The sequence below is a fragment of the Pseudooceanicola algae genome, from assembly GCF_003590145.2.
GTDB classification, from domain to species: domain Bacteria; phylum Pseudomonadota; class Alphaproteobacteria; order Rhodobacterales; family Rhodobacteraceae; genus Pseudooceanicola; species Pseudooceanicola algae.
The window spans coordinates 1,364,590-1,390,022 of sequence record NZ_CP060436.1; the positions used below are offsets into that span (position 1 = coordinate 1,364,590).

A 25,433-nucleotide genomic window follows, 5' to 3' on the forward strand; every position below is an offset into this window, starting at 1 on the left:
ACAAGGCACTTGGCAGGCAGATTGGCCTGCCGCCCTTGCTGGATGACCGGTCAGGGCCTATGTCCAAGACCCGGAATGACTTGATCGGAGTATCCATGCGACCCATGACACTGACCGCCCGCGCCCTGCCCCTTCAGGATCGGGCCCTTCCGGTCCGGGATGCCAATGCAGGTGGCGGCGACGACGCCAGCCCCTTCGGCGCCCTGCCCGAATGGGATCTGACCGACCTTTACGCCGCCCCCGACGCGCCCGAGATGAAGCGCGATCTGGACTGGCTGGAAGAGGCCTGCCGCAGCTTTGCCGAGGATTACGAAGGCAAGCTGGCCGATCTTGGCGCCGAGGCCTTTCTTGATTGCGTCAAGCGCAACGAGCGCATCGACGCCATCGCCGGGCGCATCATGTCCTACGCCGGCCTGCGCTATTACCAGCTGACCACCGCCGGGGACCGGGTCAAGTTCATGTCCGACATGCAGGATCGGATCACCACCTTTACCACTCCGTTGGTCTTCTTCACGCTGGAACTGAACCGCCTGCCCGACGACCATCTGGACGGTCTTTTCGCCGAAAACGCCGAACTGGCACGTTACAAACCGGTTTTCGACCGCATCCGCGCCATGAAGCCCTATCAACTGTCCGATGAGCTGGAAAAATTCCTGCATGACCTCGGCGTGGTCGGGGATGCCTGGCAGAAGCTGTTCGATGAAACCATGGCCGGGCTCAGCTTTTACGTCGACGGCGACGAAATGGGCATCGAATCCATCCTGACCCTGTTCCAGGACCACGACCGCGATACGCGCGAGGCAGCGGCCCGCGAAGTCGCTCGTGTCATGGCCGACAACCTGCGCACCTTTGCCCGCGTTCACAACACGCAGGCCAAGGAGAAGGAGGTCATCGATCGCTGGCGCGGCATGCCGAACGCCCAGACCGGTCGCCACCTGTCGAACCACGTCGAACCCGAGGTGGTCGAGGCCCTGCGCAATGCTGTCGTGAACGCCTATCCCCGCCTCAGCCACCGGTATTACGAGCTGAAGCGCAAGTGGCTCGGGCTGGACCGAATGCAGGTCTGGGACCGCAACGCTCCGCTGCCCGGCGGCGACCAACGGGCCATCGGTTGGGAAGAGGCGCAGGAAACCGTGCTCTCCGCCTATGCGGGCTTTTCGCCCAGGATGGCCGAGATCGCGCAGCCCTTCTTCGACAAGGGCTGGATCGACGCTGCCGTGAAGCCGGGCAAGGCCCCCGGTGCCTTTGCCCACCCCACGGTGACAGAGGTCCATCCCTACGTGATGCTGAACTACCTCGGCAAACCGCGGGACGTGATGACCCTGGCGCATGAACTGGGCCACGGCGTGCACCAGGTGCTGGCTGCCGGGCAAGGCGAAATGCTGTCTTCGACCCCGCTGACCCTGGCCGAAACGGCATCGGTCTTTGGCGAGATGCTGACCTTCCGCGCCCTGCTGGCCAAGGCCGAGACCCAAGCGGAACGCAAGACCATGCTCGCCGCCAAGGTCGAGGACATGATCAACACGGTCGTGCGCCAGATCGCCTTCTACGACTTTGAATGCAAGCTGCACGAGGCCCGGCGCGGCGGCGAACTGACCCCCGAGGATATCAACGCGATCTGGATGTCCGTGCAGGCCGAAAGCCTGGGCCCGGCCTTCGATTTCATGGATGGCTACGAGACCTACTGGGCCTATGTCCCGCACTTCGTGCATTCACCCTTCTATGTCTACGCCTATGCCTTCGGTGACAGCCTTGTAAACGCGCTCTATGCCGTTTACGAAGACCAGCCCGCAGGTTTCCAGGACAAGTACTTCGACATGCTGAAGGCCGGAGGGTCTAAGCACCACAAGGAGCTTCTGGCGCCCTTCGGTCTGGATGCCACCGACCCGGCCTTCTGGGACAAGGGACTGTCGATGATCGAAGGCTTCATCGACGAACTTGAAGCCATGGAAAACTGAGCAGCCCTTGACCGAGACCCCGCGCCGCACGGTCAGATCACGATTACGGCGCGGGCTGGTCAGGCTGCGCCGACGCATCCCGCCGGGCTATCGCGGCCCGGCCGGGGTCCTGCTGGTGATCGGCGGGATCTTCGGGTTCCTGCCGATCCTCGGGTTCTGGATGATCCCGCTAGGCGTCGCGCTGATTGTCATGGATGTAAAGTCGCTTCGGGCGCGCTCTGCCCCGCGCCCGAAACCACTTGAAGATACGCCATCAAGTCCCTGAAACTGCTGCATCAAGTGACGCGATTGCATCGTCGATCATGGCTTGCGTGCCCTTCGCCTTCTCCAGCGGCCAGGGCCATTCCGCCTGCCCCCGGATCGCCGCGCCGAAGGCTTCGACCTGCAGCACATATTGATCCATACCGTTGAACCGCTCGCTGAGAACCGTCTTGTCGGGGCGTATCAGATGCACCTCGGACTGGGCAAAAAGCCCCGGATTGAAGGGGCTCGGCAGCGCGATTTCCCCGTCCGCTCCATGGAAACGAAGCGATTGACGCCGCCCCATCCGCGTGCTGACCAGGGACGACAGGGAAAACCCATCGAAATCAAAAACGTTGTAGGAATAGGTGTCGACGCCATTGACCGTCTCGGCCTTGGTATGGGCCAGACGGATCGGCTCCGCCCCGGTGGCATGGCGAACCGAGCCAAAGGTATAAACGCCCACGTCCCGCAATCCGCCACCACCGGTTTCAGGGCGGTTCCTGATATCCCCCATATCATCATTCATATAGGTAAATTCGGCGCTTACATGGCGAAGCTCACCTATCGCACCATCTTGCAACAAGGCGCGCACGCGGGCCCATTGGGGGTGGTGCACAATCATGAAGGCTTCGGAGATCAGCTTGCCGGTTTCGTCACGCAGGGCGATAAGATCATCAATCTCGGCTGCCTTCATCGCGATCGGTTTCTCGCACAACACATGCTTGCCCGCGCGCAGCGCCTTTCCCGCCCATTCAACATGAAGATGGTTGGGCAGCGGAATATAGACCGCGTCGATACCCGGATCGGCCAACAACGCCTCATAGCTTTCGACATAGCGCGTCGCCGGGGAAAAGGCCTGAAATGGTGCGACCTTGGCCGCGGCGCTGGAAGCGACGGCGACAAGCTCCGCCCCCCTGGCGGCGTGGATTGCCGGTGCCATGGCGCCCAGTGCGAAATTTGCAGCGCCCAGAATGCCCCAGCGGATCGGAGTCGGATTGGCCATGAAAAAGCTCCCTTGCGAAACGGCGTCGCAAGGGAGCTTAGGCAGGCTTGTCACCAAGCGCAAACCGATCCGGTCAGATGGCCCTGACCCGGCTTCTATCAGGCCGAGGCAACCATGCCCTTGTCATCGGCCAATTCGCGCATCCGGCTTTGCAATTTTTCAAAGGCGCGGACCTCGATCTGGCGGATGCGTTCGCGGCTGACCTCGTAGCGCGAACTCAGGTCTTCCAATGTCACGGTTTCCTCGGACAGACGGCGTTGGGTCAGGATGTCCTTCTCGCGCTCGTTCAGCACATCCATTGCCTCAGCCAGCATCGCACGGCGTGCGTCCAGCTCGTCGCGCTCCTCGTAATCCGTGGCCTGGTCGGCATTGTCGTCTTCCAGCCAGTCCTGCCATTGCATCGTGCTGTCGGCATCCGACCCGACGGTGGCATTCAACGAGGCATCGGACCCCGCCATGCGGCGGTTCATCGAAATCACCTCGGCCTCGGTCACGCCAAGGTCGGTGGCGATGCGCTTGACGTTGTCGGGATGCAGGTCGCCTTCTTCCAGCGCGCCGATACGGGCCTTGGCCTTGCGCAGGTTGAAGAACAGCTTTTTCTGACCCGAGGTCGTGCCAAGTTTCACCAGGCTCCAGGACCGCAAGATGTATTCCTGGATCGAGGCGCGGATCCACCACATGGCATATGTCGCCAGGCGGAAACCCTTTTCGGGGTCGAAACGCTTGACCGCCTGCATCAGACCGACATTGGCCTCGGAAATCACTTCGGCCTGCGGCAGACCATAGCCTCGATAGCCCATGGCGATCTTGGCGGCGAGCCGCAGGTGAGAGGTGACCAGCTTGTGTGCGGCCGCGGTATCCTGATCCTCGACCCAACGCTTGGCGAGCATGTATTCCTGCTCCGGTTCAAGCATGGGGAACTTGCGGATCTCCTGCATGTAGCGGTTCAGCCCACCTTCGGGCGTCGGCGCAGGGAGGTTCTTGTAATTGCTCAATTCCTCGTCCTTCCCCTGTATATGGCCTTCATGTAAAGACCGTTAACATAAAGATAGGTGTGGTGGAAAATGCTTTCAAGCACTTGCCATGGTTCATTTAACGAATGCTGTACTGTTTTCCGTCGCGGCGATTTCACGAGACCAGCAAGATGTCGCCGCGGGCCGCAAGACAGGAATACGCCCTCAGGCGGCACCGGCACAAGGACAGAGACCCTGCACATTTGCACAACGGCCCGCGCTTTTTGGTTTAAGTGAGCGAATGCGCAGGGTTAGCGCAAACAACGTCACGCGCTGCGCGGCAGGCTTTTGATCAACGCGGCCATGTCGGAAGGCAGGTTTGCATCAAAGCGCAGCGCCTCGCCCGTCACCGGATGCACGAAACCCAGGGTGGCGGCATGCAGGGCCTGGCGCGGGAATGCATCGACCAAAGCGGCCACATCGGCGCCAAGCGCCCTGGCCGAGGCCTTGCGCCGCCCGCCATAGACAGGGTCACCGACCAGCGCATGACCGGCATGGGCCATATGGACACGGATCTGGTGGGTGCGCCCGGTTTCCAGCCGACATTCCAGCAGCGCCAGCGCCGGAGGCGTCCCGAAACGGTCAAGCGACCGGGAACGGGTCACCGAATGGCGCCCCTGGGTAAAGCTGACCGCCTGTTTCTGGCGGTCGCTGCGGTGGCGCCCCAGCAGCGTGGTGATCTTGAGCACCCCGCCCGGCTCGAACGACGTCCCCTTGATGCCACGCAGGCGTGGATCGCCAGGATCGGGCACCCCGTGGCACAGCGCAAGATAGGCGCGCTCGGCGGTATGCGCCTCGAACTGGGCAGCAAGGGCATGGTGGGCGCGGTCGGATTTCGCGACCACCAGCAGGCCGGAGGTTTCCTTGTCGATGCGGTGCACGATGCCGGGGCGTTTTTCGCCCCCGATCCCCGACAGGGTATCGCCGCAATGGGCCAGCAGCGCGTTCACCAAGGTCCCCGAAGGCGATCCCGGCGCCGGATGCACCACCATGCCGGCGGGCTTGTTGACCACGATCAGCTCGTCGTCCTCGTAGGCGATGTCGAGCGGGATGTTCTGGGCCAGGGTCTCGATCTCGGTGGCTTCGGGCAGCGTGATCTCGATCACGTCCCCCTCGGCCACCCGCGCCTTTGGATCGCTCAGCACCGCGCCGTTCCGCGTCACCTGCCCGTCCCCGATCAGCCGCGCAAGGCGGGTGCGCGACAGGGAGGCCTGCTCTGGCACATCGCGGGAAAGCGCCTTATCAAGGCGGGCGGGCGGATCTTCCGAGATCGTGACGGTAAGGACGTTAAGAGGCATGCAAGATAATCCAGAGGCGGAACCGGCGAATTTGCGGCTGTTGCGGCGGCTGGTGACCGCGCTTATGTTGGTGATGATCTTCGGCCTTCTAAGCCTGGTCGGCCTGATTGTCATCCGCTTTGCGCAAAGCCCCGCCCCGGCCCTGCCCGCGCAGATTTCCCTGCCCGATGGCGTCACCGCCGAGGCCGTGACCATGGGCAGCGGCTGGTTCGCCGTCGTGACGAAGGACCAGCGCATCCTGATTTTCGATGCCGACAGCGGCAAGCTGCGCCAGGAGATCGATATCGCGCAGTAGACAGCGCCAGGCCCGTAACCTGCGAAACCCGGTTCAGGGCCGGACAAGGCCCAGCCTGAAGGCAATCGCGATCACCTCCGGCAAGGTCCGCGCGCCCATCTTGCGGCGCAGGCTGTTGCTGTGGAAATCCACCGTCGGCACGGACACTCCAAGGTCGTGGGCCAACTGGTCCCGGCGGCGCCCCCGGATCAAGCCATTCAGGATGTCGCATTCCCGCCTGGTCAGCCGGATCTGGTCTTCGGGGGTCTCGAAGCTCGCCCGCAGGCCGACCTCTTCCCGCGTGGTGACAATGACCAGCACGCGGCGGCCACCTTCGTAGCGCGGTAAAAAGTTCAGCCGCAGCCCCGGCAGGATCCGACCATCCGCAGCGCGCTGCTGCGCCAGGTCCAGACACCCGGCCGTACATTCCTTTTCGCGCGTTGCACGGCCGACGGATTGGCGAAAAGCCTTCAGCACCGGCCCGCCGATGCTCAGCACGCCGTCGGACTGCAATCTGAGGAGGGGATGCAGCATCAACAGCTTTTCCCCCATGCCATTGACCCGCAGCAGCCGGCAGTCGTGATCCAGTTCGAAGATCGGCACGTCGTCGGCCAAGGTCCGGTCCGCATCGGCAATCGCGCGGATATTGTTGCGCACCAATTCCCGGCGAATGGCATGCAGCCGGCCAAGATCGCGGGCATGGCGATTGACGTATTTCAACTGGGCGTCGGAAAAGTCCCCGGCGCTCTTTCCCTTGTGAAAGGCGCTGACGACCATGCCGTCGCGGGTACCCTGAACCATCCCGAGGCACCAATACCGTTCAAGCCGGTTCTCGACGATGTAATCATTGTACATCGCGCTTTTCTCGAACACCTTCGGCGAGACGTAATCAGTCAGCCGGAAAGCCCCGATCCCCATACGCTCATCCTTGACCTCGGCCATCCAGAGATCCTGACGCAGGAATTCCTCGTAGTGCGAATTGGCCTCGGGCTGGGTGCCGGCCGAGACCTCTTGCACATCGCCCGGATGGATCCAGAAGAACATGGCCGAGGGCACCTGCATCTCTCCGGCCATGCGGAGAGGAAGCAATTGGAACAGGTCGTCATCCAGCGCCGCGTCGTAGATTTCGTGGTGCGAAAGCGATAGGGTCATGCGTTCGATAGCTCGTGTCTTCAGGGCGTCTCAGCCACCGCCAGACGTCTGGCATTCAAAGGTCGGGACCTCACCTTATCCCTGCCAAAGTCAAGTTTTCAATCATTTATGCCAGCCAGGCGCTTGCCTCGTCGCGCCCGACAGGCATGGCACGGCGACCAGCCCGCCCGGCACCGAAGCGAAAAGACGAGACAGAGCGCGGAAACCTCCGGTCAGAACCGGTAGGACCATCCGATACGGCAATTCACGGAAGACATCGTGTAAAGCGCGATGTTGGAGTTCTGAATCTGGTATTCACAGGACAATTTCGGGGTGCCCCCCATCACCTTGATGCGACTGTCGGACAGTGACAGGCCCGGTCGATAGACCACATCCTTGCGGCTGAAGTTCACGGCGGCAAAATCCGTGTCGTATTGCCGAAAACTGGCCCGCATGCTCAGCCCGCCCCGCAGGGTCCGCGTCAGGTTCTGTTCATAACCGGCCCGAAGATCCCCCCCCCAATACCGATGGTAATCCAGCCGGGGGCGCAGCCGCTCGACCGAAGCCCCAAGGGTCAGGGTGCCGCTGTCTCCGATACGCCTGGACCAGTTCAGGCCGACCTTGCCGAAGGGGCCGGTGAAACTGGGTCGGTTCAGGTAGTCGCGAAATTCCGTCAGGCCGTAGACGGCAATCCTGTTTCGCGCGTCCAGCACCCATGACCAGCTGCCATGCACCCCCGTCGCCGTGCGATCCGGGCTGGACCGGGCAATATCGGGATAGAATGTCCGGTCGTAATGCAGCCCTACCCGGCTTTCGCCGACGGGCGTCAAACGCCTTATGTCCACAGTCACCCGGCCCTGCCAGAGCCGCAGTTCGGGGGCATCGTACCATGTATGGGAAACCGCGCCGCCAAGTTCCAGGGACAGCCCATCGTCGAGCGCAAATCGATAGCTGCCCTGCCCGCTCACCTCGACCCCGATACCGGAGACCGCATTGCCACCATTTTCAATCGTGAACCGGCCGAGCAACGTGTCGAAATAGGGGCTGGATGAAGCGTTCGCGACATTCGTACTGGGCAGGATCGCAAAGCTGCCGGCACCGGTGACCGGATAGCGGTCCTGCAAGATGCGGATGGCCGCAAGGTAGGCCGCGGAATTGGCGCGTCGTGCAGGATCCAACAGCAGATGGCGCAGATAGGCTTCGGCCCGGCGGACCTGCTTCTGGCGGGCAAAGGCCTCGGCCAGGGAAAGTTGCGCCCGAAGGCTGCCTGGCGCAAGGCGCAAGGCCTGACTGAAATAGGCTTCGCCCTGTTTCGGGTCACCTTCGGACAGGGACGCCTGCCCCAGTTGCATGAGATCGCTGAAGACCTCGAAAGGCGTCTTGCCGTCCTCGGCCAGAACACCCAGCGGAAAAATCGCCAGTAAAATGACCACGAGCATGCGGTGCGGGGACTGACACCAGGCGAAAAATATACGCAACATGCTCGGGTCTATTCAAAAGGACTTCGCTGAAAATCGCGTGCCGCCGGATTGGGGATGGCGGCACGCGATGGGTTGCGGGATCAGGGGATCAGTCTTCGATGGCCGCAAAGCCCCCCTCGACATCCTCGCCGTCGATGGTGCCGGTGACATCGCCATAGGTCGCCAGATCACCTTCGTAATCATAGAAGCTGCCGTCCAGATGCAGATCGAGCGCGTGGTCTTCATCGTCGCTGAGCGTCCCGATCGCGGTGGCCGCAAGGCCGCTGCCCGAAATCGTGCCTGCCACGTTCAGCGCCCCGGCAAGGCTGGTGTCCAGCTCCTGCGTGTCCTCATCGTAGAGGCCGACATCGGTGACAGATCCCGTCAGGGTCCCGCTGGTGAAATCCGCCGAAAGATCGAGATCGCCCAAGGCGGCCAGACCTTCACCGACATCGCTGACTTCCAGCGCACCGGACAAGGTCGCGGTGCCCGTCATCATCCCGGCATCGGCATGGGCAAGGGAGTCGTCTTCGACCGCTGCCACGAAGCCTTCAAGATAATCATACTTGGCCGGCAGGTCGACCTCCGACATATCATCATCGCTGGAAGAACAAGCCGCGAGGCCGAGCGTGACAACCGAAAGGGCCGCAATGGAGAAATTCCGCATCTTCAAATTCCTATGGCTATGCAACCTCCGGGTGAGGTCGTCCTAGATACACCGGAAGTCTTCCATCGCTCGGAAATTGGAACAACCTATGGAAAGTCATAGGTAGACGAAGGCCCACTGACCTGCCACGGCACAGCGCCCCCTCCCTCGGCAAGGCCAGGTCGCCGTATCGCGGTCGGCCGCGCTTTGGGATGTCATGATGCCGTCGCGCCGCCTCCCGAAGCTTTGGGGAACCGGGCCGCGCGAACCAGGCGCCCCCAGCATCGGAAGCGGCCTCAAGGGAACCGCCATGCGTTTCTGAAAATCCGATGGGGGGGGGAGATGGTACCGCCTTCCCGGTTTGAACGGGAGACCTCTGGATCCACAATCCAGCGCTCTAACCAACTGAGCTAAGGCGGCACTTGGGGGCTCACTTACCGAGGCCGCCCGACGATTGCAAGAGGTCCCTTGGCGAAAAATGACAGTCCTGCGACTTGCCCGGCCAAGCGGCGCGGCGCCGGGGTGGTTCCGGCGCGCCGGCATGGCACGACTTGAAAAAACCCGCGCCAGGTTGTAGCGCAATCCGATCACTCTGGGAGAATGCGCAATGGGAATCGACACAGAACGCGAAATCGAAGCCAACCTGCAGATCGGCCCCACCGATGCGGGCATGGTTCGACTTTTCATCGAAGCCACCGGCATCGAGATCCCGATGGATTTCGAACCCGAAGAAGCCGAAGAGATCGCCGAGGAAATCCGTGCCGCCGCGCAGGCGGCAAGAAGCGCGGGCGGCAAGAAGCGGCGCTAGACCCTCGGGTCGCGCCAGCCCTGCAGCCGGCGGGCCGCGTCGCGGGCAAACTTCAGCGTCAGCGCCTTGCGCCGCGCCCCGGCCAGCTTGCTTTCGTCCGGCATGCGGATGATTTCACCGCCGTAGCTGTCGGCCAGGATCAGGCCGGTGCCCCCGGGCAGCAGATCCAGCGGGAAATCCGCATCCACGGCCCAGAAAAAGCGGTCGCACCAGTCAAGATAGCCCTGCCATTTACCGTCGGACAGGAAATCCGCGCGCGAGCTCTTGCACTCCACGCACCAGATTTCGCCTTTCGGGCCAAGGCCCAGCACATCCATGCGCTTGCCGCGCTCGGGGACAAATTCCTCGAGGCTGGCAAAGCCATGGGTGATCAGCATTCGGCAGACGCCGCGGGCCAGCAACTGGCCCGGTTGCGGCGCGGCGGGGTCGGGAACAAGGGTGGTAATCGGCATGGGCACATTCTGAACATTCCGCGAACAAAGGCAAGACACATGGTGTTTGCCGCCAGAACCCCTATCTTTTACCCCGACGGACCTAAATCCGGCCCGGTCCGGTTCCAGGACCGCACCAGAGTGACAGAGGAGGAGAAACCGACTTGAGCGATCAGGACAGCAATGCCCGGCAAGACCATGACGCCGCGACCGCAGGCAACAGGCGCGGGGCCCCCGGGGCCCGGATGGCGCGGGAACTGGAAGGGCACCTGGGGTTTCTCGAAACCTTCACCGGCACGGCCCTTGGCGTGCTTTCAGTCGCCTCGGGGATCTATACCTACCTCGGCGTATCCTCGCTGCTGGACGGGGACGGCGCCATGCTGGTCTTCGCGGCCATCGCCTATTCGGTGGCGGTCTCGACCGGGATCTTCGTCTTCTGGTCCTACATGATCCGGCTGTTTCCCGCGATGCAGACCGCGCGCGCCCGGGTCGGGCTGCTGGGAGCCATGGGGCTGGGGTCGCTGGCCATCGTCGCCATGTCGTCCTGGCTGAATGCCGCCGCGCTGGCCGGCGGGGCCGCCGTCGAACAGCACCTTGCCGAGACCGTGCAGGACTATCAGGAGGCGCTGGAGCGCACCCATGAGATCGCCCTGTCGGCGCAAGGTCTGGAACGCGACGTGGCCCGCGCGCAACAAAGCTTTGCCGATCTCAGCGAACAGGAGGCGGCGGGCGGGCTGTCGGGTCTTGCCGGACGTGGCGCGGTCTTTCGCGTGCTGCGACAGAAAAGTCAGGAGCTGACCGCGCTTCAGGCCCAGATCGCCGAACAGGCGCCGCTGGTCGACAGCGCCTTCACCGAAGGCAACCGCCTGCTGAGCGAGATGCGCGCCCTGACGGTCGAACCCGGCCCGGTCGAGGCCCGGTCGGTCGAGTTCAGCGAAAAGGCCGTGCGCCTGGCAGGTATCCTTGCAGAACTGCGCCAGCTGAGCGTCGCCCCTCTGGTCGCCCGCGCCGCGCAGGATCTGTCGGCTTCGGTCGTACTGCCCGAACTGGACGGGACGACAGAGGAAATGCGCGGTACTCAGGGCGCTACCATCACTTCGGTCCTTGACGTTCTGGTGCAGCGCGCCGCCACCCTCGACACCGCCGCGCAAGAGGTCATGGCGATGCAACCGGCCGAGGAAACCACCTATACGCCGATCTCCTCGGCGGATGCGGTGATCCGGTATGCCGGGAACTTCATCCCCTCCTGGGCCGGGGCGATTGCCATCGACCTGCTGCCGGCGGTGCTGGTGCTGATCCTTGCGGTGACGCAAAGCGCGATCCGCGCCGGGCGCGATACCGCCCCGATCGAGGAACGGATGACCATCGCCGACCTGCGGGCCGCGCTGGCCGCCGCGCGCGATGTGGATGCCGCCCTGATCGAAGGGCGGCAAAGTGCGCGGGCCGAAGCCGCCTACCCGCCTGCCCCGCAGCCGCCCGCGCCGTCAGAGCCGCCCCTGCGCCCTGACCCAAGCGCGCCGGAGGCACCGGAGACCAGAGAAAGAGACACTGGCCCTGGCAACCGCTCTGGCACTGGCGCAGGCAGTGGCAGTGGCAGTGGCAGTGGCAACGAGGCAAGCTCGTGAGCGCCAGCAAGGAAGGGCGCAATATCGGGCGCATCATGGCCGGGGTGCTGCTGTTTCAGCTGGTGCTTGGCCTGCTGCTGTTCTTCGGGGATCTCGGGCGTGGGTTTTCGCTGCCCAGTCGCGGCCCCGCCGCGCCAGGGTTCGACCTGCCGGTCAGCCCCGGCGACCAGACCCGCAAATACGACCCCGCCGAAATGCCTGTCACCGGCCCCGGCCCATCTGGCCCCATGCCCGACAGGCTGGTGCTGGAGGAATTGACCGGGGCCTGGCGTCTTACCGGACGGATCGCCGAAGGCGACGCGGAGCGGATCGCGGCCCAACTGACCGAGCGCCTGCAACCCGAGACCGCCGCGCAGGCCCCCGACACCCTGTTCCTGAACTCGCCCGGCGGCGCGGTCGCCGAGGCGTTGCAACTGGGCCGGGTGATCCGCGACGCGGGGCTGTCCACCGACATGGGCGCACGCGACATCTGCCTGTCTGCCTGCCCCTACCTGCTGGCCTCCGGCGTGACCCGCAGCGCCGATACGGGCGCCCGCATCGGTGTGCACCAGCATTATTTCGGGGAAAATACGCTGTTGCCCGCCTTCACCGCCGTCAAGGATATCCAGCGCGGACAGGGCCAGGTGATGCGCTACCTTCAGGATATGGGCGTCGACCCCATGCTGATGAGCCACGGCCTGCTGACCCCGCCGGACCAGATCTATCTGCTGTCGCGGGATGAGCTGGAAACCTATGCGTTGCTGACCCCTGATGAGGACGGCTAAGGCCCCATCCAGAGGCGGGGGAGATTTCGCCGAAACCACCCCCGCCCCTTGCCCTGCGCCATGCAAAGCCCTAGATGCAGTCGAGGCGGGTTCTGCCCTTCTCGTGAACGGTTACATTCCAGTGGCCTTAAGCAAATCCGAGGGAGCTGGCTCTGTCCGGGCCCTGGTCCGGTTATCTGGCGCCCACCTGTACAACAGGTCCTCGGGAATGCACTAACCAAACGGCCGCGTGCGGGCCCGCCACTTTCCCCACCCGAATACGGCCGACACCATCAGGCAGGTGCACTGCCGCGCGATGACAGCGGGTGCCTCTGCAAGGCAGCCCCGCCTGCTTTCGCGCCAGCACCTTCTGCGAAGAAGCCCTGGGCGCGGCTATACCGACGCCCGGACCAACCAGCCTGCGATCAGAAGCGGCGCTTGTTTTCGGACTTGGTTTCCACCCGGACCGGCAGAAGTTCATGGGTCATCTCGCGCAGCCCGCTGCGCGGGGTGCCATCGTCGCGCAGCGCCATGACGGCAATCGCGAACTGGACGCCGCCAAAGACGATGCCGTTGAAGAAGAATATCATGAAGGCCGCCAGGGGTCCGTCGCGGGTTTCCAGCACCAGGTGACGCAGCCCAGCCACGTCGAAACCGATCAGCGCCACGGTGAACAGCGCTGAAATCGCGAAGCCGATGGCGATCTGGGTGATGTAGAGACGGACGAGCTTTGGCATCGGGACCTCCCGCAGATGACCTCTGGCCAGCTATCCGAAGTGATTCCGGACGTCGCGCCAGAGAATGCCCCTAGGATAGTCTGTAACGCGCAGATGTCATCCCTTTGCGTCTGATGCGCCTTGTCGCAGGTTGGATTACGTTGCGACACCTTTTACGTGAAGGGGTCGGCGGGGCTGTCTGCCCTGCCGAAACACCGAGAAAGTCACAGAAATTCGCTGAAAACGGGCAAATTCTGCCCCGGTCACCCCGCCCCGATCAGAAGGCTTCGGGCTTGGCCTCGCGGGCCATGTGGTCGAGCACGGCATTGACGAAGGCCGGCTCTTTCGTTTCCGGGAAGAAGGCCTGGGCAACGCCGACATATTCCACGATCACCACCTTGGGCGGGGCATCGCCTTGCAGAAGCTCGGCCCCGGCGGCGCGGAACAGCGCCCGCAGGGTCGGGTCGATCCGGGCGATCGGCCATTTCGCCACCAGCGCGCGGTCGGTCATCTGGTCGATCCGGGCCTGCCAACTGACGGCTTCGCCAAGGATCATGCGGAACAAGGTCACATCGCCTTCGGCAAATTCACCCTCGTCATAGGTGGCGCCGAAACGGTGATCTTCGAATTCCACCTGGATCTTCTCGACCGTCTGACCGGAGGCTTCCATCTGGAACAGCGCCTGCACGGCATAAAGACGCGACGCCGAGCGCATCTTGCGCTTCTGGTTGCCCGAAAGGGGCTGCGGGATCTGGGGTTCGTCGCTCATTACTGGCCTATCGGGTCACGAAGGTGGGGCCTTACGCAGGGGTGCTTCCCCCGGCAAGGCGGTATTCCTCAGTGGCGGGACGAAAGCCCACGCCGCTTTTCGGAGCGCCCCATTTGCGCGAAAGCGCCAGAAGATGCAAGGCCGCAGCGGCCGCGCCCGCACCTTTGTTCTGATCCGCCACACGGGCGCGTACCAGCGCCTGTTCGCGGGTCTCGACCGTCAGGATGCCATTGCCGATGCAGAAGCCCTGCAGGCCCATCAGGGTCAGCGCGCGCGAACTGTCGTTGCAGACCGTGTCGTAATGGGTCGTCTCGCCCCGGATCACGCAGCCAAGCGCGACATAGGCGTCGAAATTCGACATCCGCCCGGCGATGGCGATCGCCGAGGGCACCTCGAGCGCGCCGGGCACTTCGATCAGCTCCTGCGTGGCGCCCCAGGCGTCGATTTCGGCACTGGCGCCTTCGATCAGCTGATCGGCCACGTCCCGGTAATATGGCGCGACGACGATCAGGACCTTCGCGGGCTTGTCGAGGCTGCCGCGCGGCAGGGAATAATGAAGTTCATTGGCAGCCATGTCTCAGTCTCCGATCCGGCGGGTGCCGGTGATTTCCAGCCCGTAGGCCTCCAGCCCGACAACGGTGGGTTGCGGCGAATTGGTCAACAGGATCAGCTGTGACAGCCCGAGCGAAGACAGGATCTGGGCCCCCAGCCCGTATTGGCGCAGGGTGTGGGGCGATACCTCGCCTGCCGTCACCAGCTTCATGTGCAGATCGCGCAGCAGCACGACAACGCCGCGACCTTCGTCGGCCACCGCCATCATCGCATCGCGGAACTCATCCGCCCGCCCTGCCGGGCCCGCGCCAATCACGTCCTTCATCGGGTCCAGCGCATGCATCCGCACCAGCACCGGTTCCGGGGTCGAGATATCGCCCTTGCTCAGCACGATATGTTCGGCCCCCTGGGTTTCGTCGACATAGATCCGCAGATCCCAGTCCCCGCCGAATTCTGTGTTGATGCTGCATTCCTTTTCGATCCGCACCAGATTGTCGTAGCGGCGGCGATAGGCGATCAGATCCGAAATCGTGCCGATCTTCAGCCCGTGCAATTGCGCGAAGGCGATCAGTTCGGGCAGGCGCGACATGGTGCCGTCCTCGTTCATGATCTCGCAGATCACGCCCGAGGGGTTCAGCCCGGCCAACCGCGACACATCGACAGCCGCTTCGGTATGCCCGGCGCGCACCAACACGCCGCCGGTGCGCGAGCGCAGCGGAAAGACGTGGCCCGGCGTCGCGATGTCGGCCGCGCCCTTGCCCCCATCGATGGCCACGGCCACGGTCCGCGCCCGGTCATGGGCCGAAATCCCGGTGGAAACCCCTTCGCGGGCCTCGATGGACACGGTGAAATTGGTCTCGTGGCGCGACGAATTCTGCGACGACATCAGCGGCAGGCCCAACTGGTCGACACGGTCGCCGGTCAGGGACAGGCAGATCAGGCCCCGCCCGTGGGTCGCCATGAAGTTGATCGCCTCAGGCGTTGCCATCTGCGCCGGGATCACCAGATCGCCTTCGTTTTCACGGCTTTCGTGATCGACCAGAATGAACATGCGGCCGTTGCGGGCGTCCTCGATGATGTCCTCGACCGAGGAAATCGCATCGGACCAGCTTTGCTCGACGGGTCCCGGCTGTTCAAATGTATTGTCATTGGGCATGGTATGATCCTCGTGTTGCCCGAGCAGATACCGCAGGCGGATTTGGAAAGCCAGTCCGACGGGGCGTGCATCGTCGGACAGCCTCTGTGCATCGGCCCCATCGGCGCGCGGCACAGCACCGCGCCCGCGGCGCCGCGTTCAACATGCACTGGCCGGGAAAAGGGCCTCTGCCCCCAAAGCGCCGCCCAGGCGGCCTGCAGCGACCCAGTCGCGTTCCAGCGCATGGCCCGAAATCAGCACCAGTCCCGCCGGTGGCAGCCCGCAGCCCGCCCGCGCCAGGGCATCGCGCATCCGCGGGAACGCCCCAAGCAGCGGCGGGGCGGCAAAGACCGCATCCAGGCCGGCCACCCCGTCCAGAAGCGCCTCGGGGCGCAGCGGTGGCAGGGCCAGACCGATACGGCGCACATGGCGCAGGCCTTCGAGCCGCTCGACCGTGCCCTCCTGCGGGGCAGTATGATGGGCATAGACCCCGAGCGCGTTCGAGGAAATCAGGTAGCCCGCGATATCACGCCCCGAGACGGCCCGGATCGCGGCGTAGTCACGATATCTCAGCCCCAGTTCGCGGGCCCGCGCGATCCGCAGACGTACCAGTTCGACCGGCAGGTGGGCCTCAGAGTGCTGCTGACGCGCCTTTGTCCATTGGTGCACGCGCCAGGCGTGCCCGGGATCCATCGAGGGGCCAAGGTTGTGGCCCATGCCATGCAGGGGTTTGTCGGCCATGCCGTCCTTCAGAGAGGTCATCTGCGCAAGGGACCAGCCGGCAAACGGGCGGTGCGCAAGCGGCGCATGCCTGGCCCCGGCCCGCTCAGATCGCGGTCTCTTGCAGGCGGGCGACGTAGCGCGCCATGGTATCGACTTCCAGGTTGATCTGGTCGCCGGTCTTCACCAGCCCCCAGGTCGTGGCGATCTTGGTATGCGGGATCAGGTTGACGCCAAAGACCGCCCCCTGAACCTCGTTCACCGTCAGCGAGGTGCCGTTCAGCGCGACGGACCCTTTGGGGGCGATGAAACGCGCCAGATCTTTGGGCGCGCGGAACCGCACGCGGGTGCTGTCACCGTCCTGCTCCATCGAGATCACCTCGGCGAGGCCATCGACATGACCCGAGACGATATGCCCGCCCAGTTCATCCCCGACCTTCAGGGCGCGTTCCAGGTTGATCTGCTTGCCATCGGACCAGCCGCCAAGACTGGTCTTGGACAGGGTCTCGGCACTAATTTCGACCGCGAACCAGTCGGTGCCCAGTTCGACCACCGTCAGGCAGACCCCGTCGCAGCAGATCGAGGCGCCAAGGTCGATACCGTCGATGTCATAGCTGCACTCGATCTCGGCCCGCAGATCGCCCTGCTGGTCCAGACGGCGGATGGTGCCGATATCAGTGACAATTCCGGTGAACATGGAAAGCCCCGTCGCATTTTCATTTCCTCTGGCCTAGCGTCAATGCATGCGGGTCGCAAGCGGGCTTTACCTTCTGTAAGTATCCGGTACGAAATAGTGATCCTGCCGCGCCGGGGTCCCGCGCGGCACGGCGCCCGGCATGGAACAGGCCCTGCGACGCCCATGAAGCGCAGTCAGACCGGATGGTACCGGGACACGTCAGGTCGCGCCGTGACAAGACGAAACCGGGAGCAATCCCGCAGGAAAGAGGCGAAAGGCGGCATGAATTGACGACGAAACGTGTGTTTCTGTTCCTTCAAGGGCCCCATGGCCCCTATTTCCGCCAGCTTGCCCATGTGCTGCGCCTGGCCGGTGCCGACGCCTGGCGCGTGGGGTTCAATACCGGGGATGCCATGTTCTGGGGCCAGAAGGACAGCTACATCCCCTTTCCCGGCCCGTTAGAGGACTGGGACGCCACCCTGATCGGCATCCTTGAAGACAAATCCGTCACGGACATCGTCCTTTATGGCGATTCCCGCCCCATTCACGCCCGCGCCCTTGCCTGTGCCCGCGAACGGGGTCTGGGTATCCACGTCTTCGAAGAAGGTTATCTGCGGCCCTATTGGGTCAGCTATGAACGGGATGGTTCCAACGGGAATTCCCGCCTGATGCAGATGCAGGTGCCGGACATGCGCGCGGTGCTGGCCAGTACTGCGGCCGAACCCCCTGTATCCCCTGCGCGGTGGGGCGACATGCGCCAGCATATCTTCTATGGCGCGCTCTACCATTTCTTCGTCATGGTCGCCAATCGCCGCTACGGCGCGCTTCCGCCGCATCGCGGAGTGCCCGTCAGCCGGGAATTCCTGGGCTATCTGAAGGGTCTGCTGCTCATGCCGGTCAGCGGGGCGGAGCGGCGCATCGCCTCCTGGCGCATCCGAAGGGGGCGCTTTCCCTATCACCTGGCGCTGCTGCAACTGGATCACGATTCCTCGTTCCAGATGCATTCGCCCTTTGCCACTTCGATGGAGTTCCTGACCGAGGTGCTGCAGGCCTTTGCGGCAGGCGCACCGCAACACCATCACCTTGTCATCAAGACCCATCCGCTGGACGACGGCGGCGCCGGCCTGCGCCGCGACATCCGCCGCCTGACCCGGCAGGTCGGGTTGACCGGGCGGGTGCATTTCCTGCGCGGGGGCAAGTTGGCGCAATTGCTGGCCGATACCCGAAGCGCGGTCACGGTGAATTCCACCTCCGGACAGCAGGTGCTGTATCGCGGCATCCCGTTGCGCAGCTTCGGGGCTGCGGTCTACAACAAGCCGGAATTCATCTCGACCCAACCCCTGCCGGACTTCTTTGCCGGGGCGCTGCGGCCCGACCGTCAGGCCTATGGCGATTACCGGCGCTATCTTCTGGAAACCAGCCAGGTCGCCGGAGGGTTCTATTCCGCCCGCGCACGCCGCCAGCTTTTGCGTCAGATCGTCGACATGATGCTGGCCCCGGAAGACCCCTACGACGCCCTCAAATCAGGCAAAGCCGCGCCACGCCAACAATTGCGGCTTCTACCCTGACAAGAGCAAGCAGCACACTAGTCAAGACGACGACGCTCTGACAGGATACAGTCAGTGGCGCGCCGCCCCAGGCCGGCTACGTCCTGCAAGGGAGAGATTACATTGACAAATTCCAGAACCGCTTGGGTCAAGTCCGCGACGATGCTCGCCACGACTTTGCTGCTGGCGTCCTGCGCGGCACTACCTCAGGTTGGGCCGAACAAGGACCAGATCTATTCCGGTTCCACCCTGGAACAGGGCAATGCCCATATCGTTGCCGTCGACAGCCGCATCGCCAAGGTCACGGACACCACGCCGGCGCTCGGGTTTTCCAGCGGGTTCCGCAATGTCGACGTTCTCGGCCCGGACACGATCCGCCCCGGCGACATCCTGAGCCTGACCATCTGGGAAAATGTCGATGACGGCCTGCTTGTGGGCGAAGGCCTGAACGCCACGCAGCTTACCGGCGTGCAGGTGGATGGGGACGGCTTCATCTTCGTTCCCTATGCCGGCCGTATCGAGGCAGCCGGAAATACCCCCGAAGCCATCCGCCGGATCATCACCGAGAAACTGCAGGAACAGACCCCCGAACCGCAGGTCGAAGTGCGGCGCGATTCCGGCGACGGGGCCACGGTGACCATCACCGGGTCCGTCGGTGCGCAGGGGGTCTATCCGATCGAACGACCGACCCGCACCCTGTCGTCGATGATCGCGGCCTCGGGCGGTGTACTAATCGATCCGCAGACCGCCATCGTCACCATCCTGCGCAGCAACCAGCGCTCGGCGATCTGGTACGAGGATATCTTTGAAATCCCCGACTACGACATCGCCCTGCGCGATGGCGACCGCATCAACATCAAGGAGGACGAACGCGAATTCACCGTGCTCGGCGCCATTGGCGCGCAATCGGTGATCCGCTTCCAAAGCCCGGACCTGACCGCGATCGAAGCCCTGGCACAGGCCGGTGGCCTGCGCACCAACGCCGCCGATCCGACCGGCATCTTCATCCTGCGCAAGGAAGATCAGGCCGTCGCCCAGGCCGTGCTGGGTCAGGCCACCACGGGCGAGCAGAACATGGTCTACGTCCTGAACCTGACCGAGCCCAACGGGTTGTTCACCGCACGCGATTTCAAGATGCGGGACGGAGACCTCGTCTACGTGACCGAAGCGCCCTTCACCCAGTGGGACAAGGCCATCTCGGCAATCTTCGGATCCCTGGCAACCGCCGGGTCGATCTCCAGCCTGTAACCGCCGGGACCGGGCCATGTCCAAGCCCCCGCGCGCCCCCGCCCCGCCAGAGGCCGTCTTGCCTGAAGGCGGCCCCTGGGGGCGCGACGGACGTGGCACCGGGGCCCTGATTCCCCTGCATGTCCGCTCGGCCGGCTTCCTGACCCAGGCGCCCCTGCGCCGGATGCTGCGACTGGCGGGCTACCGCGTCACGCTCGGCAAGCCCGGTCCCGGCGATCTGGTGGCGGTCTGGGGCCATGCGCCCTCGGCCCGGCGGGCCGAAGCGCTGGCCAAGCGAACCGGAGCCAAGCTGCTGCGCATCGAAGACAGCTTCCTGCGCTCGCTGTTTCCGGGGCGGGCCAGGGGCTCGGCAGGGGATCCCCCCGTGGGGCTGACCCTGGCGCGGCAGGGCTGCCATTTCGACGCCACCGGCCCGTCTGACCTGGAAACACTGCTGCGCGACCATCCTCTGGACGACCCTGCACTGCTGGCCCGCGCAGAAGGCCTTTGCGCCCGCCTTCAAGACGCCCATCTGTCGAAATACGCCGCCACCCTGCCCGCCGGAGATCCCGGCGCGGGCGACCTGCCGGCGCCCGGCTATGTGCTGGTCATCGACCAGACCCGCGGCGATGCTTCGATACGGCTGGGCGGCGCGGATGCCGGGACCTTCACGACCATGCTCGCCGCCGCCCGTGCCGAACATCCGGGCCGTGACATCCTGCTGCGCGGTCACCCCGAAACCGCCGCCGGCCTGCGCCCCGGTCATTTCGACGACATCCCCGGCGTTATCCGGCACAGCGCGCCCATAAGTCCCCGGGACCTGATGCGCGGCGCCCATGCGATTTATTGCGTGACCTCCCAGATGGGGTTCGAGGCGATCCTGGCGGGCCACCGCCCGCAGGTCTTCGGCCGGCCCTTCTACGCCGGCTGGGGGCTGAGCGATGATCGCCACCCAAGCCCGCTGACGCGCCGCAACCGACTGCTCGGCCGCGCGCAACTGGTGGCCGGGGCCCTGATCCTTTACCCGCTGTGGTATGACCCCGCACGGGACCGGCTTTGCAGCCCCGAAGAGGCGGTCGAGGGCCTTGCCGCCCGGGCCCGCGCCTGGCGCGAGGATCACCAGGGCTGGAACGGCGACAACATCCGCCTGTGGAAGCGGGGGCATTTCCAGGCCTTCTTCGGCGGTACAAAGCGGATGACCTTCGAGAGGGAGACAGCCCGCCGAACGCTCCACTGGGGGCCAAGCGAGGCACCGGTCACACGGGTCGAGGACGGCTTCCTGCGCTCGCGCGGGCTTGGCGCCGAACTGGTGCCGCCGCTGTCGCTGGTGCTTGACGATCTTGGCGTGCACTACGATCCGAACCGCGAAAGCCGGCTGGAGCGCTTGATCGCGGATCGCGCCGTTCTGCGCCCCGATCAACTGGTCCGCATCCGTGCGGTGATCGACCGGCTGATCCGCGACGGGCTGACCAAGTACAATACCGGCGGCCCGCCCCCGGATCTGCCACAAGGGCAGCGCATTCTGGTGCCGGGTCAGGTCGAAGACGATGCCTCGATCCGGTTCGGCGCCGGACAGATCGCCACCAATGCCGCGTTGCTGCGCCGTGTGCGGCAGGCCAATCCGGGCGCCGTGATCCTGTTCAAGCCCCATCCGGACGTCGAAGCCGGCTTGCGCCCCGGCGCGGTAGACCGCCCCGGCGACTGGGCCGACATGGTGCTGAGCGACACGGATACCGGCGCGCTTCTGGCCGAGGTGCAGGAGGTATGGACCATGACCTCAGGCCTGGGGTTCGAGGCGCTGATCCGCGGCCTGCCCATCACCGTGACCGGCCGGCCCTTCTACGCGGGTTGGGGACTGACCCGCGACCTCGGCGCGTCGATCCCGCGTCGGGCCGCGCTTGTGCAGGGACCTTCCGGAAGCCTGTCGCTGGAAAGCCTGGCCCATGCGGTGCTGATCGATTACCCACGCTATCGCGATCCGGTCAGCGGTTTGGCATGTCCGGTCGAAACGGTTCTGGATCGGCTGGCCAGCGGCAAGACAGGTCGCCGGGGACCTGCCCTGCGCCTGTTGGCAAAGACCCAGGGGGTGTTGGCCTCGCGCCCGGGCCTCTGGCGCCGAGGGTAGCCTGTCAGGCGATGGGCCGGCGCCAGCGGGTCATCACGTCCGGGCCGATGATCCGGCTTTCCACCAGATCCAGGCGCGGGGCTTCGGCCAGCCGGTCAATCCCCATGGCGCCAAGCGCCGGGCGCCCTTCGGCCCCCAGCAGCAGGCCGGCGGACATCACGACAAGCTCATCGACCAGATCGGCGCCGAGCAGGGTCGCGGCCAGCGCCCCGCCGCCTTCGCAAAAGACCCGCGTCAACCCCGCCGTACCAAGCGCGCCCAGGACCGAGGCAACTTCAAGCTGCCGCCCCGAAACCTCGCAGGGCAGCAACGTCGCGCCCAGGCCCTGCCAGGCCTCGACAAGGCTTGGATCGGCGTCGCGACCATGGCAGATCCAGACCGGGATATCCTTCGCGGTGCGGGCCAGATGGCCCATCAACGGCAGGTCGATCCGGCGCGAGACCACCACGCGCACGGGCTGCCGGGTGACGCCAAGGCCGCGCACGGTCAGCGACGGGTCGTCGATCCGCGCGGTGCCGGCCCCGACCATCACCGCGTCATGGCGCGCGCGCATGGCATGGACCTGACGGCGGGCTTCGGGGCCGGTAATCCACTGGCTTTCGCCGGTCGCGGTGGCGATCCGGCCATCCAGCGTCAGCGCCAGTTTCAGTGTCAGCAGGGGCCGCCCCTGTTCCCGATTCAAAAAGAACCCGGCGTGATCCTGCGCTGCTTCCGCCGCCCGGACGCCGGTGGTGACAGCGATCCCGGCGGCGCGCAGCATGGCAAATCCCTTGCCTTCGACACGAGGGTCCACATCTTCCAGCGGGGCCACGACACGGACAATACCCGCCGCGATCAGGGCCTCGGCACAGGGCGGTGTGCGACCATGATGGGCGCAGGGTTCAAGACTGACGTAAGCGGTGGCGCCGCGGGCGTTCGGCCCGGCCTGGGCCAGCGCCTGTACTTCGGCATGGGGACGCCCGCCCGGGCTGGTCCAGCCGCGGCCCACGACGCGCCCATTTGCGACGATGACGCACCCAACCGCCGGATTGGGCCAGGTCTGCCCCTGCCCGCGCCGCCCCAGCGACAGGGCCAGCGCCAGATAGCGGTCGTCCTCGGCCTTGGTGGCTCCGACAATCACGGATGCGCCCCCCTCCCTGCCGGCCCCGATGCGTTCACCGGGCCGGATGCATTGCGATCATTCGTCTTTCGGCAGGTTCGGGCGCAATTCACTGACGAACTTGTCGAAATCATCGGCCGCCTGGAAATTCTTGTAGACGCTCGCGAAACGGACATAGGCCACGGTATCGATCCGCGCCAGCGCCTCCATCACGATTTCACCGATGGCCTTGGACGGAATATCGGTTTCGCCCATGCTTTCCAGCCGCCGCACGATCCCCGAGATCATCTGATCGATCCGTTCCTGTTCGACGGGCCGTTTCTGCATCGAGATCCGGATCGAACGTTCCAGCTTGCTGCGGTCGAAATCCTCGCGCCGGCCATTGGACTTTATGACCACGAGGTCGCGCAGCTGCACCCGTTCATAGGTGGTAAAGCGCCCGCCGCAAGCCGGGCAGAACCGGCGCCGACGGATGGAAACATGATCCTCCGCTGGTCGCGAATCCTTAACCTGCGTGTCGATATTGCCGCAAAATGGACAGCGCATCGCCTGGCACCCCTTTTCGTCCGACCCCGCCGATAGGGGGCCTCCCCGATTTATCCACAGCCACTATAGGGGGTCTACCGTAAATTGGGTAGCAGGGAATTCCCCTGGCCAGATATATGAAAAATAGCCTGAATTCCCCCCGAATTGCCTGAATACCACCAGGAAAGCACAGTGTTCCGGGCCGCTACAATCTGTCCTGTCGCCCTTGCCCGTCAGAGGGTTAAGATTACCATGATGACAAACGATACAGTCAAGCTGGCAAGGATCCACCGATGCTCGAAAGCTTCTCCGCCGAGACCCTGGCGCGAATGCAATTCGCCTTCACCGTTTCGTTCCATATCATCTTTCCCGCCTTTTCAATCGGTCTGGCCAGCTACCTGGCCGTGCTGAATGCGCTCTGGCTGAAGACCCGGGACGAGACCTATCTGCATCTGTTCACCTATTGGAAAAAAATCTTCGCCATGGCCTTCGGCATGGGCGTCGTCTCGGGCATCGTGATGTCCTACCAGTTCGGAACCAACTGGGCGGTCTTTTCGGACAAGGCCGGCCCGGTGATCGGCCCATTGATGGGATACGAAGTCCTGTCGGCCTTCTTCCTGGAGGCCGGTTTCCTTGGCATCATGCTGTTCGGGCGCAACCGTGTCGGCGATGGCCTGCATATGTTCGCCACCGCCATGGTGGCGGCGGGCACGCTGTTCTCGGCCACCTGGATCATCGCGGTGAACAGCTGGATGCAGACCCCGCAGGGCCATGGGATCAACGAACTGGGGCAATTCGTGCCCGAGGACTGGATGGCAATCATCTTCAGCCCCTCCTTCCCCTACCGGCTGGTGCACATGGTGCTGGCGGCCTACCTGACCACCGCGCTGGTGGTGGGCGGTGTCGGCGCCTGGCACCTGCTGCGCGACCGGCTGGACCCGACGGCGCGGCGGATGTTCTCCATGGCGATGTGGATGATCCTGTTCGTGGCGCCTCTGCAGATCTTTGCGGGCGACCAGCACGGGCTGAACACCCTGGAACACCAGCCCACCAAGGTCATGGCGATGGAGGGGCATTTCGAAAGCCATCCGGATGGCGCCCCGCTGATCCTGTTCGGCTGGCCCGATCAGGAGGCGCAGGAGATGAAATATTCGGTCGAGATTCCCAAGCTGTCGAGCCTGATCCTGAAGCACTCCTGGGACGCGCCGCTGGACGGGCTGGATACGGTCGCCCGCGAAGATCAGCCGCCCGTGGCAATCGTCTTCTGGTCCTTCCGGGTCATGGTCGGGCTTGGGTTCTGCTTCCTGGGCCTGGCGATCTGGTCGGTGACGAAACGTGCCATGGGACGGCTTTACGACAGCCCCTGGCTGCAACGGGTGGCGGTGCTGCTTGGACCGACCGGTTTCATCGCCGTGCTGGCCGGCTGGATCACGACCGAGGTCGGGCGCCAGCCCTTCACGGTCTACGGGCTGCTGCGCACCTCCGACAGCCTGTCGCCGGTGCAGGCCCCGGCCGTCGCCGCATCGCTGGCCGGCTTCGCGGTGGTCTATTTCTTCGTCTTCGGGGCGGGCACGATCTATATCCTCGCGATGATGGCCAAGCCTGCCGCAACCCCCCGCCTTGGTCTGCGCGACGGACCGATCCGTACCGCCGGGCTGACACCCGCGCAGCAAAGCAACCCCGATGCCCTGCATGATGATTGAGGAAAC

25 protein-coding genes and 1 tRNA gene are annotated in these 25,433 nt (G+C 64.5%); 10 read left to right on the top strand and 16 right to left on the bottom strand.

The window, feature by feature from the left end; all coding sequences use genetic code 11:
• The first annotated feature begins 104 nt into the window (after window positions 1-104).
• A complete protein-coding gene (locus tag PSAL_RS06475) occupies window positions 105-1,958 on the top strand; it encodes a M3 family oligoendopeptidase (RefSeq protein WP_119840686.1) in 1,854 nt (617 codons plus the stop codon).
• Between the two features lie 7 nt (window positions 1,959-1,965).
• Entirely contained in the window at window positions 1,966-2,223 is a 258-nt protein-coding gene (locus PSAL_RS06480) for a hypothetical protein (protein ID WP_119840687.1), read from the top strand.
• On the opposite strand, the gene PSAL_RS06485 is transcribed toward PSAL_RS06480, so the two are convergent.
• From PSAL_RS06485 to PSAL_RS06495, 3 genes are all read right to left on the bottom strand, one after another.
• Window positions 2,212-3,204 (bottom strand): Gfo/Idh/MocA family protein, encoded by a 993-nt coding sequence (locus PSAL_RS06485; protein ID WP_119840688.1) that lies wholly within the window; start codon window positions 3,202-3,204, stop codon window positions 2,212-2,214. The genes PSAL_RS06480 and PSAL_RS06485 overlap by 12 nt on opposite strands.
• 98 nt (window positions 3,205-3,302) lie before the next feature.
• Complete coding sequence (rpoH, locus tag PSAL_RS06490; protein WP_119840689.1) at window positions 3,303-4,199, bottom strand: RNA polymerase sigma factor RpoH; 897 nt, start codon at window positions 4,197-4,199, stop codon at window positions 3,303-3,305.
• A 284-nt stretch (window positions 4,200-4,483) separates the two neighbouring features.
• Window positions 4,484-5,515: an RluA family pseudouridine synthase gene (locus PSAL_RS06495; protein ID WP_119840690.1), complete on the bottom strand. Its 1,032-nt coding sequence runs from the start codon at window positions 5,513-5,515 to the stop codon at window positions 4,484-4,486.
• Here PSAL_RS06495 and PSAL_RS06500 point away from each other — a divergent pair.
• Window positions 5,514-5,810, top strand: a complete 297-nt coding sequence (locus tag PSAL_RS06500; RefSeq protein ID WP_119840691.1) for a DUF6476 family protein — start codon at window positions 5,514-5,516, stop codon at window positions 5,808-5,810. The genes PSAL_RS06495 and PSAL_RS06500 overlap by 2 nt on opposite strands.
• A gap of 33 nt (window positions 5,811-5,843) precedes the next feature.
• Here PSAL_RS06500 and PSAL_RS06505 read toward each other — a convergent pair whose 3' ends face one another.
• From PSAL_RS06505 to PSAL_RS06520, 4 genes are all read right to left on the bottom strand, one after another.
• Window positions 5,844-6,941, bottom strand: coding sequence for a LuxR C-terminal-related transcriptional regulator (locus PSAL_RS06505; protein ID WP_119840692.1), 1,098 nt, complete (start codon window positions 6,939-6,941; stop codon window positions 5,844-5,846).
• Between the two features lie 212 nt (window positions 6,942-7,153).
• Complete coding sequence (locus PSAL_RS06510; protein ID WP_119840693.1) at window positions 7,154-8,401, bottom strand: surface lipoprotein assembly modifier; 1,248 nt, start codon at window positions 8,399-8,401, stop codon at window positions 7,154-7,156.
• Between the two features lie 88 nt (window positions 8,402-8,489).
• Window positions 8,490-9,047 carry a HupA family protein gene (locus tag PSAL_RS06515; RefSeq protein ID WP_119840694.1) on the bottom strand — a complete coding sequence of 186 codons (558 nt, stop codon included), beginning with the start codon at window positions 9,045-9,047 and terminating at the stop codon, window positions 8,490-8,492.
• Between the two features lie 322 nt (window positions 9,048-9,369).
• Window positions 9,370-9,446 (bottom strand) — tRNA-His (locus PSAL_RS06520).
• A gap of 187 nt (window positions 9,447-9,633) precedes the next feature.
• Between PSAL_RS06520 and PSAL_RS06525 the strand changes: the two genes are divergently transcribed.
• The gene (locus PSAL_RS06525) at window positions 9,634-9,834 is read left to right on the top strand and encodes a DUF6324 family protein (RefSeq protein ID WP_119840695.1); all 201 of its coding nucleotides are present in this window, start codon (window positions 9,634-9,636) and stop codon (window positions 9,832-9,834) included.
• On the opposite strand, the gene PSAL_RS06530 is transcribed toward PSAL_RS06525, so the two are convergent.
• Complete coding sequence (locus PSAL_RS06530) at window positions 9,831-10,286, bottom strand: MmcB family DNA repair protein (protein ID WP_119840696.1); 456 nt, start codon at window positions 10,284-10,286, stop codon at window positions 9,831-9,833. The genes PSAL_RS06525 and PSAL_RS06530 overlap by 4 nt on opposite strands.
• Window positions 10,287-10,510: 224 nt before the next feature.
• Here PSAL_RS06530 and PSAL_RS06535 point away from each other — a divergent pair, with 224 nt between their 5' ends.
• Both PSAL_RS06535 and PSAL_RS06540 read left to right on the top strand, forming a co-directional pair.
• A complete protein-coding gene (locus PSAL_RS06535) occupies window positions 10,511-11,890 on the top strand; it encodes an AAA family ATPase (protein ID WP_231388676.1) in 1,380 nt (459 codons plus the stop codon).
• Window positions 11,887-12,654 (top strand): COG3904 family protein, encoded by a 768-nt coding sequence (locus PSAL_RS06540; protein WP_231388635.1) that lies wholly within the window; start codon window positions 11,887-11,889, stop codon window positions 12,652-12,654. Before PSAL_RS06535 ends, PSAL_RS06540 begins: the two co-directional genes overlap by 4 nt.
• Before the next feature lie 404 nt (window positions 12,655-13,058).
• Here the strand turns inward: PSAL_RS06540 and PSAL_RS06545 are convergent, their stop codons facing one another.
• The 6 genes from PSAL_RS06545 to PSAL_RS06570 form a co-directional block, all read right to left on the bottom strand.
• A complete protein-coding gene (locus tag PSAL_RS06545; protein WP_119840697.1) occupies window positions 13,059-13,370 on the bottom strand; it encodes a hypothetical protein in 312 nt (103 codons plus the stop codon).
• A gap of 256 nt (window positions 13,371-13,626) precedes the next feature.
• Window positions 13,627-14,118 (bottom strand): transcription antitermination factor NusB, encoded by a 492-nt coding sequence (gene nusB, locus PSAL_RS06550; protein WP_119840698.1) that lies wholly within the window; start codon window positions 14,116-14,118, stop codon window positions 13,627-13,629.
• Window positions 14,119-14,149: 31 nt separating this feature from the next.
• Entirely contained in the window at window positions 14,150-14,692 is a 543-nt protein-coding gene (locus PSAL_RS06555; protein WP_119840699.1) for a 6,7-dimethyl-8-ribityllumazine synthase, read from the bottom strand.
• Between the two features lie 3 nt (window positions 14,693-14,695).
• The gene (ribB, locus tag PSAL_RS06560) at window positions 14,696-15,826 is read right to left on the bottom strand and encodes a 3,4-dihydroxy-2-butanone-4-phosphate synthase (RefSeq protein WP_119840738.1); all 1,131 of its coding nucleotides are present in this window, start codon (window positions 15,824-15,826) and stop codon (window positions 14,696-14,698) included.
• Between the two features lie 138 nt (window positions 15,827-15,964).
• Window positions 15,965-16,546, bottom strand: coding sequence for a hypothetical protein (locus PSAL_RS06565; RefSeq protein ID WP_119840700.1), 582 nt, complete (start codon window positions 16,544-16,546; stop codon window positions 15,965-15,967).
• Between the two features lie 85 nt (window positions 16,547-16,631).
• On the bottom strand, window positions 16,632-17,222 hold the full coding sequence (locus PSAL_RS06570; RefSeq protein WP_119840701.1) for a riboflavin synthase: 591 nt from the start codon (window positions 17,220-17,222) through the stop codon (window positions 16,632-16,634).
• A 266-nt stretch (window positions 17,223-17,488) separates the two neighbouring features.
• Between PSAL_RS06570 and PSAL_RS06575 the strand changes: the two genes are divergently transcribed.
• From PSAL_RS06575 to PSAL_RS06585, 3 genes are all read left to right on the top strand, one after another.
• Window positions 17,489-18,769, top strand: a complete 1,281-nt coding sequence (locus PSAL_RS06575; RefSeq protein WP_231388636.1) for a capsule biosynthesis protein — start codon at window positions 17,489-17,491, stop codon at window positions 18,767-18,769.
• Between the two features lie 102 nt (window positions 18,770-18,871).
• A complete protein-coding gene (locus PSAL_RS06580; protein ID WP_456239197.1) occupies window positions 18,872-19,996 on the top strand; it encodes a polysaccharide biosynthesis/export family protein in 1,125 nt (374 codons plus the stop codon).
• 16 nt (window positions 19,997-20,012) lie between these two features.
• Window positions 20,013-22,100: a capsular polysaccharide biosynthesis protein gene (locus tag PSAL_RS06585; protein ID WP_119840704.1), complete on the top strand. Its 2,088-nt coding sequence runs from the start codon at window positions 20,013-20,015 to the stop codon at window positions 22,098-22,100.
• 4 nt (window positions 22,101-22,104) lie between these two features.
• On the opposite strand, the gene ribD is transcribed toward PSAL_RS06585, so the two are convergent.
• On the bottom strand, window positions 22,105-23,220 hold the full coding sequence (gene ribD / locus PSAL_RS06590; protein WP_269212604.1) for a bifunctional diaminohydroxyphosphoribosylaminopyrimidine deaminase/5-amino-6-(5-phosphoribosylamino)uracil reductase RibD: 1,116 nt from the start codon (window positions 23,218-23,220) through the stop codon (window positions 22,105-22,107).
• A gap of 57 nt (window positions 23,221-23,277) precedes the next feature.
• Window positions 23,278-23,745: a transcriptional regulator NrdR gene (gene nrdR / locus PSAL_RS06595; protein ID WP_119840705.1), complete on the bottom strand. Its 468-nt coding sequence runs from the start codon at window positions 23,743-23,745 to the stop codon at window positions 23,278-23,280.
• A 272-nt stretch (window positions 23,746-24,017) separates the two neighbouring features.
• Between nrdR and PSAL_RS06600 the strand changes: the two genes are divergently transcribed.
• The gene (locus tag PSAL_RS06600; RefSeq protein ID WP_119840706.1) at window positions 24,018-25,427 is read left to right on the top strand and encodes a cytochrome ubiquinol oxidase subunit I; all 1,410 of its coding nucleotides are present in this window, start codon (window positions 24,018-24,020) and stop codon (window positions 25,425-25,427) included.
• Window positions 25,428-25,433: the final 6 nt, after the last annotated feature.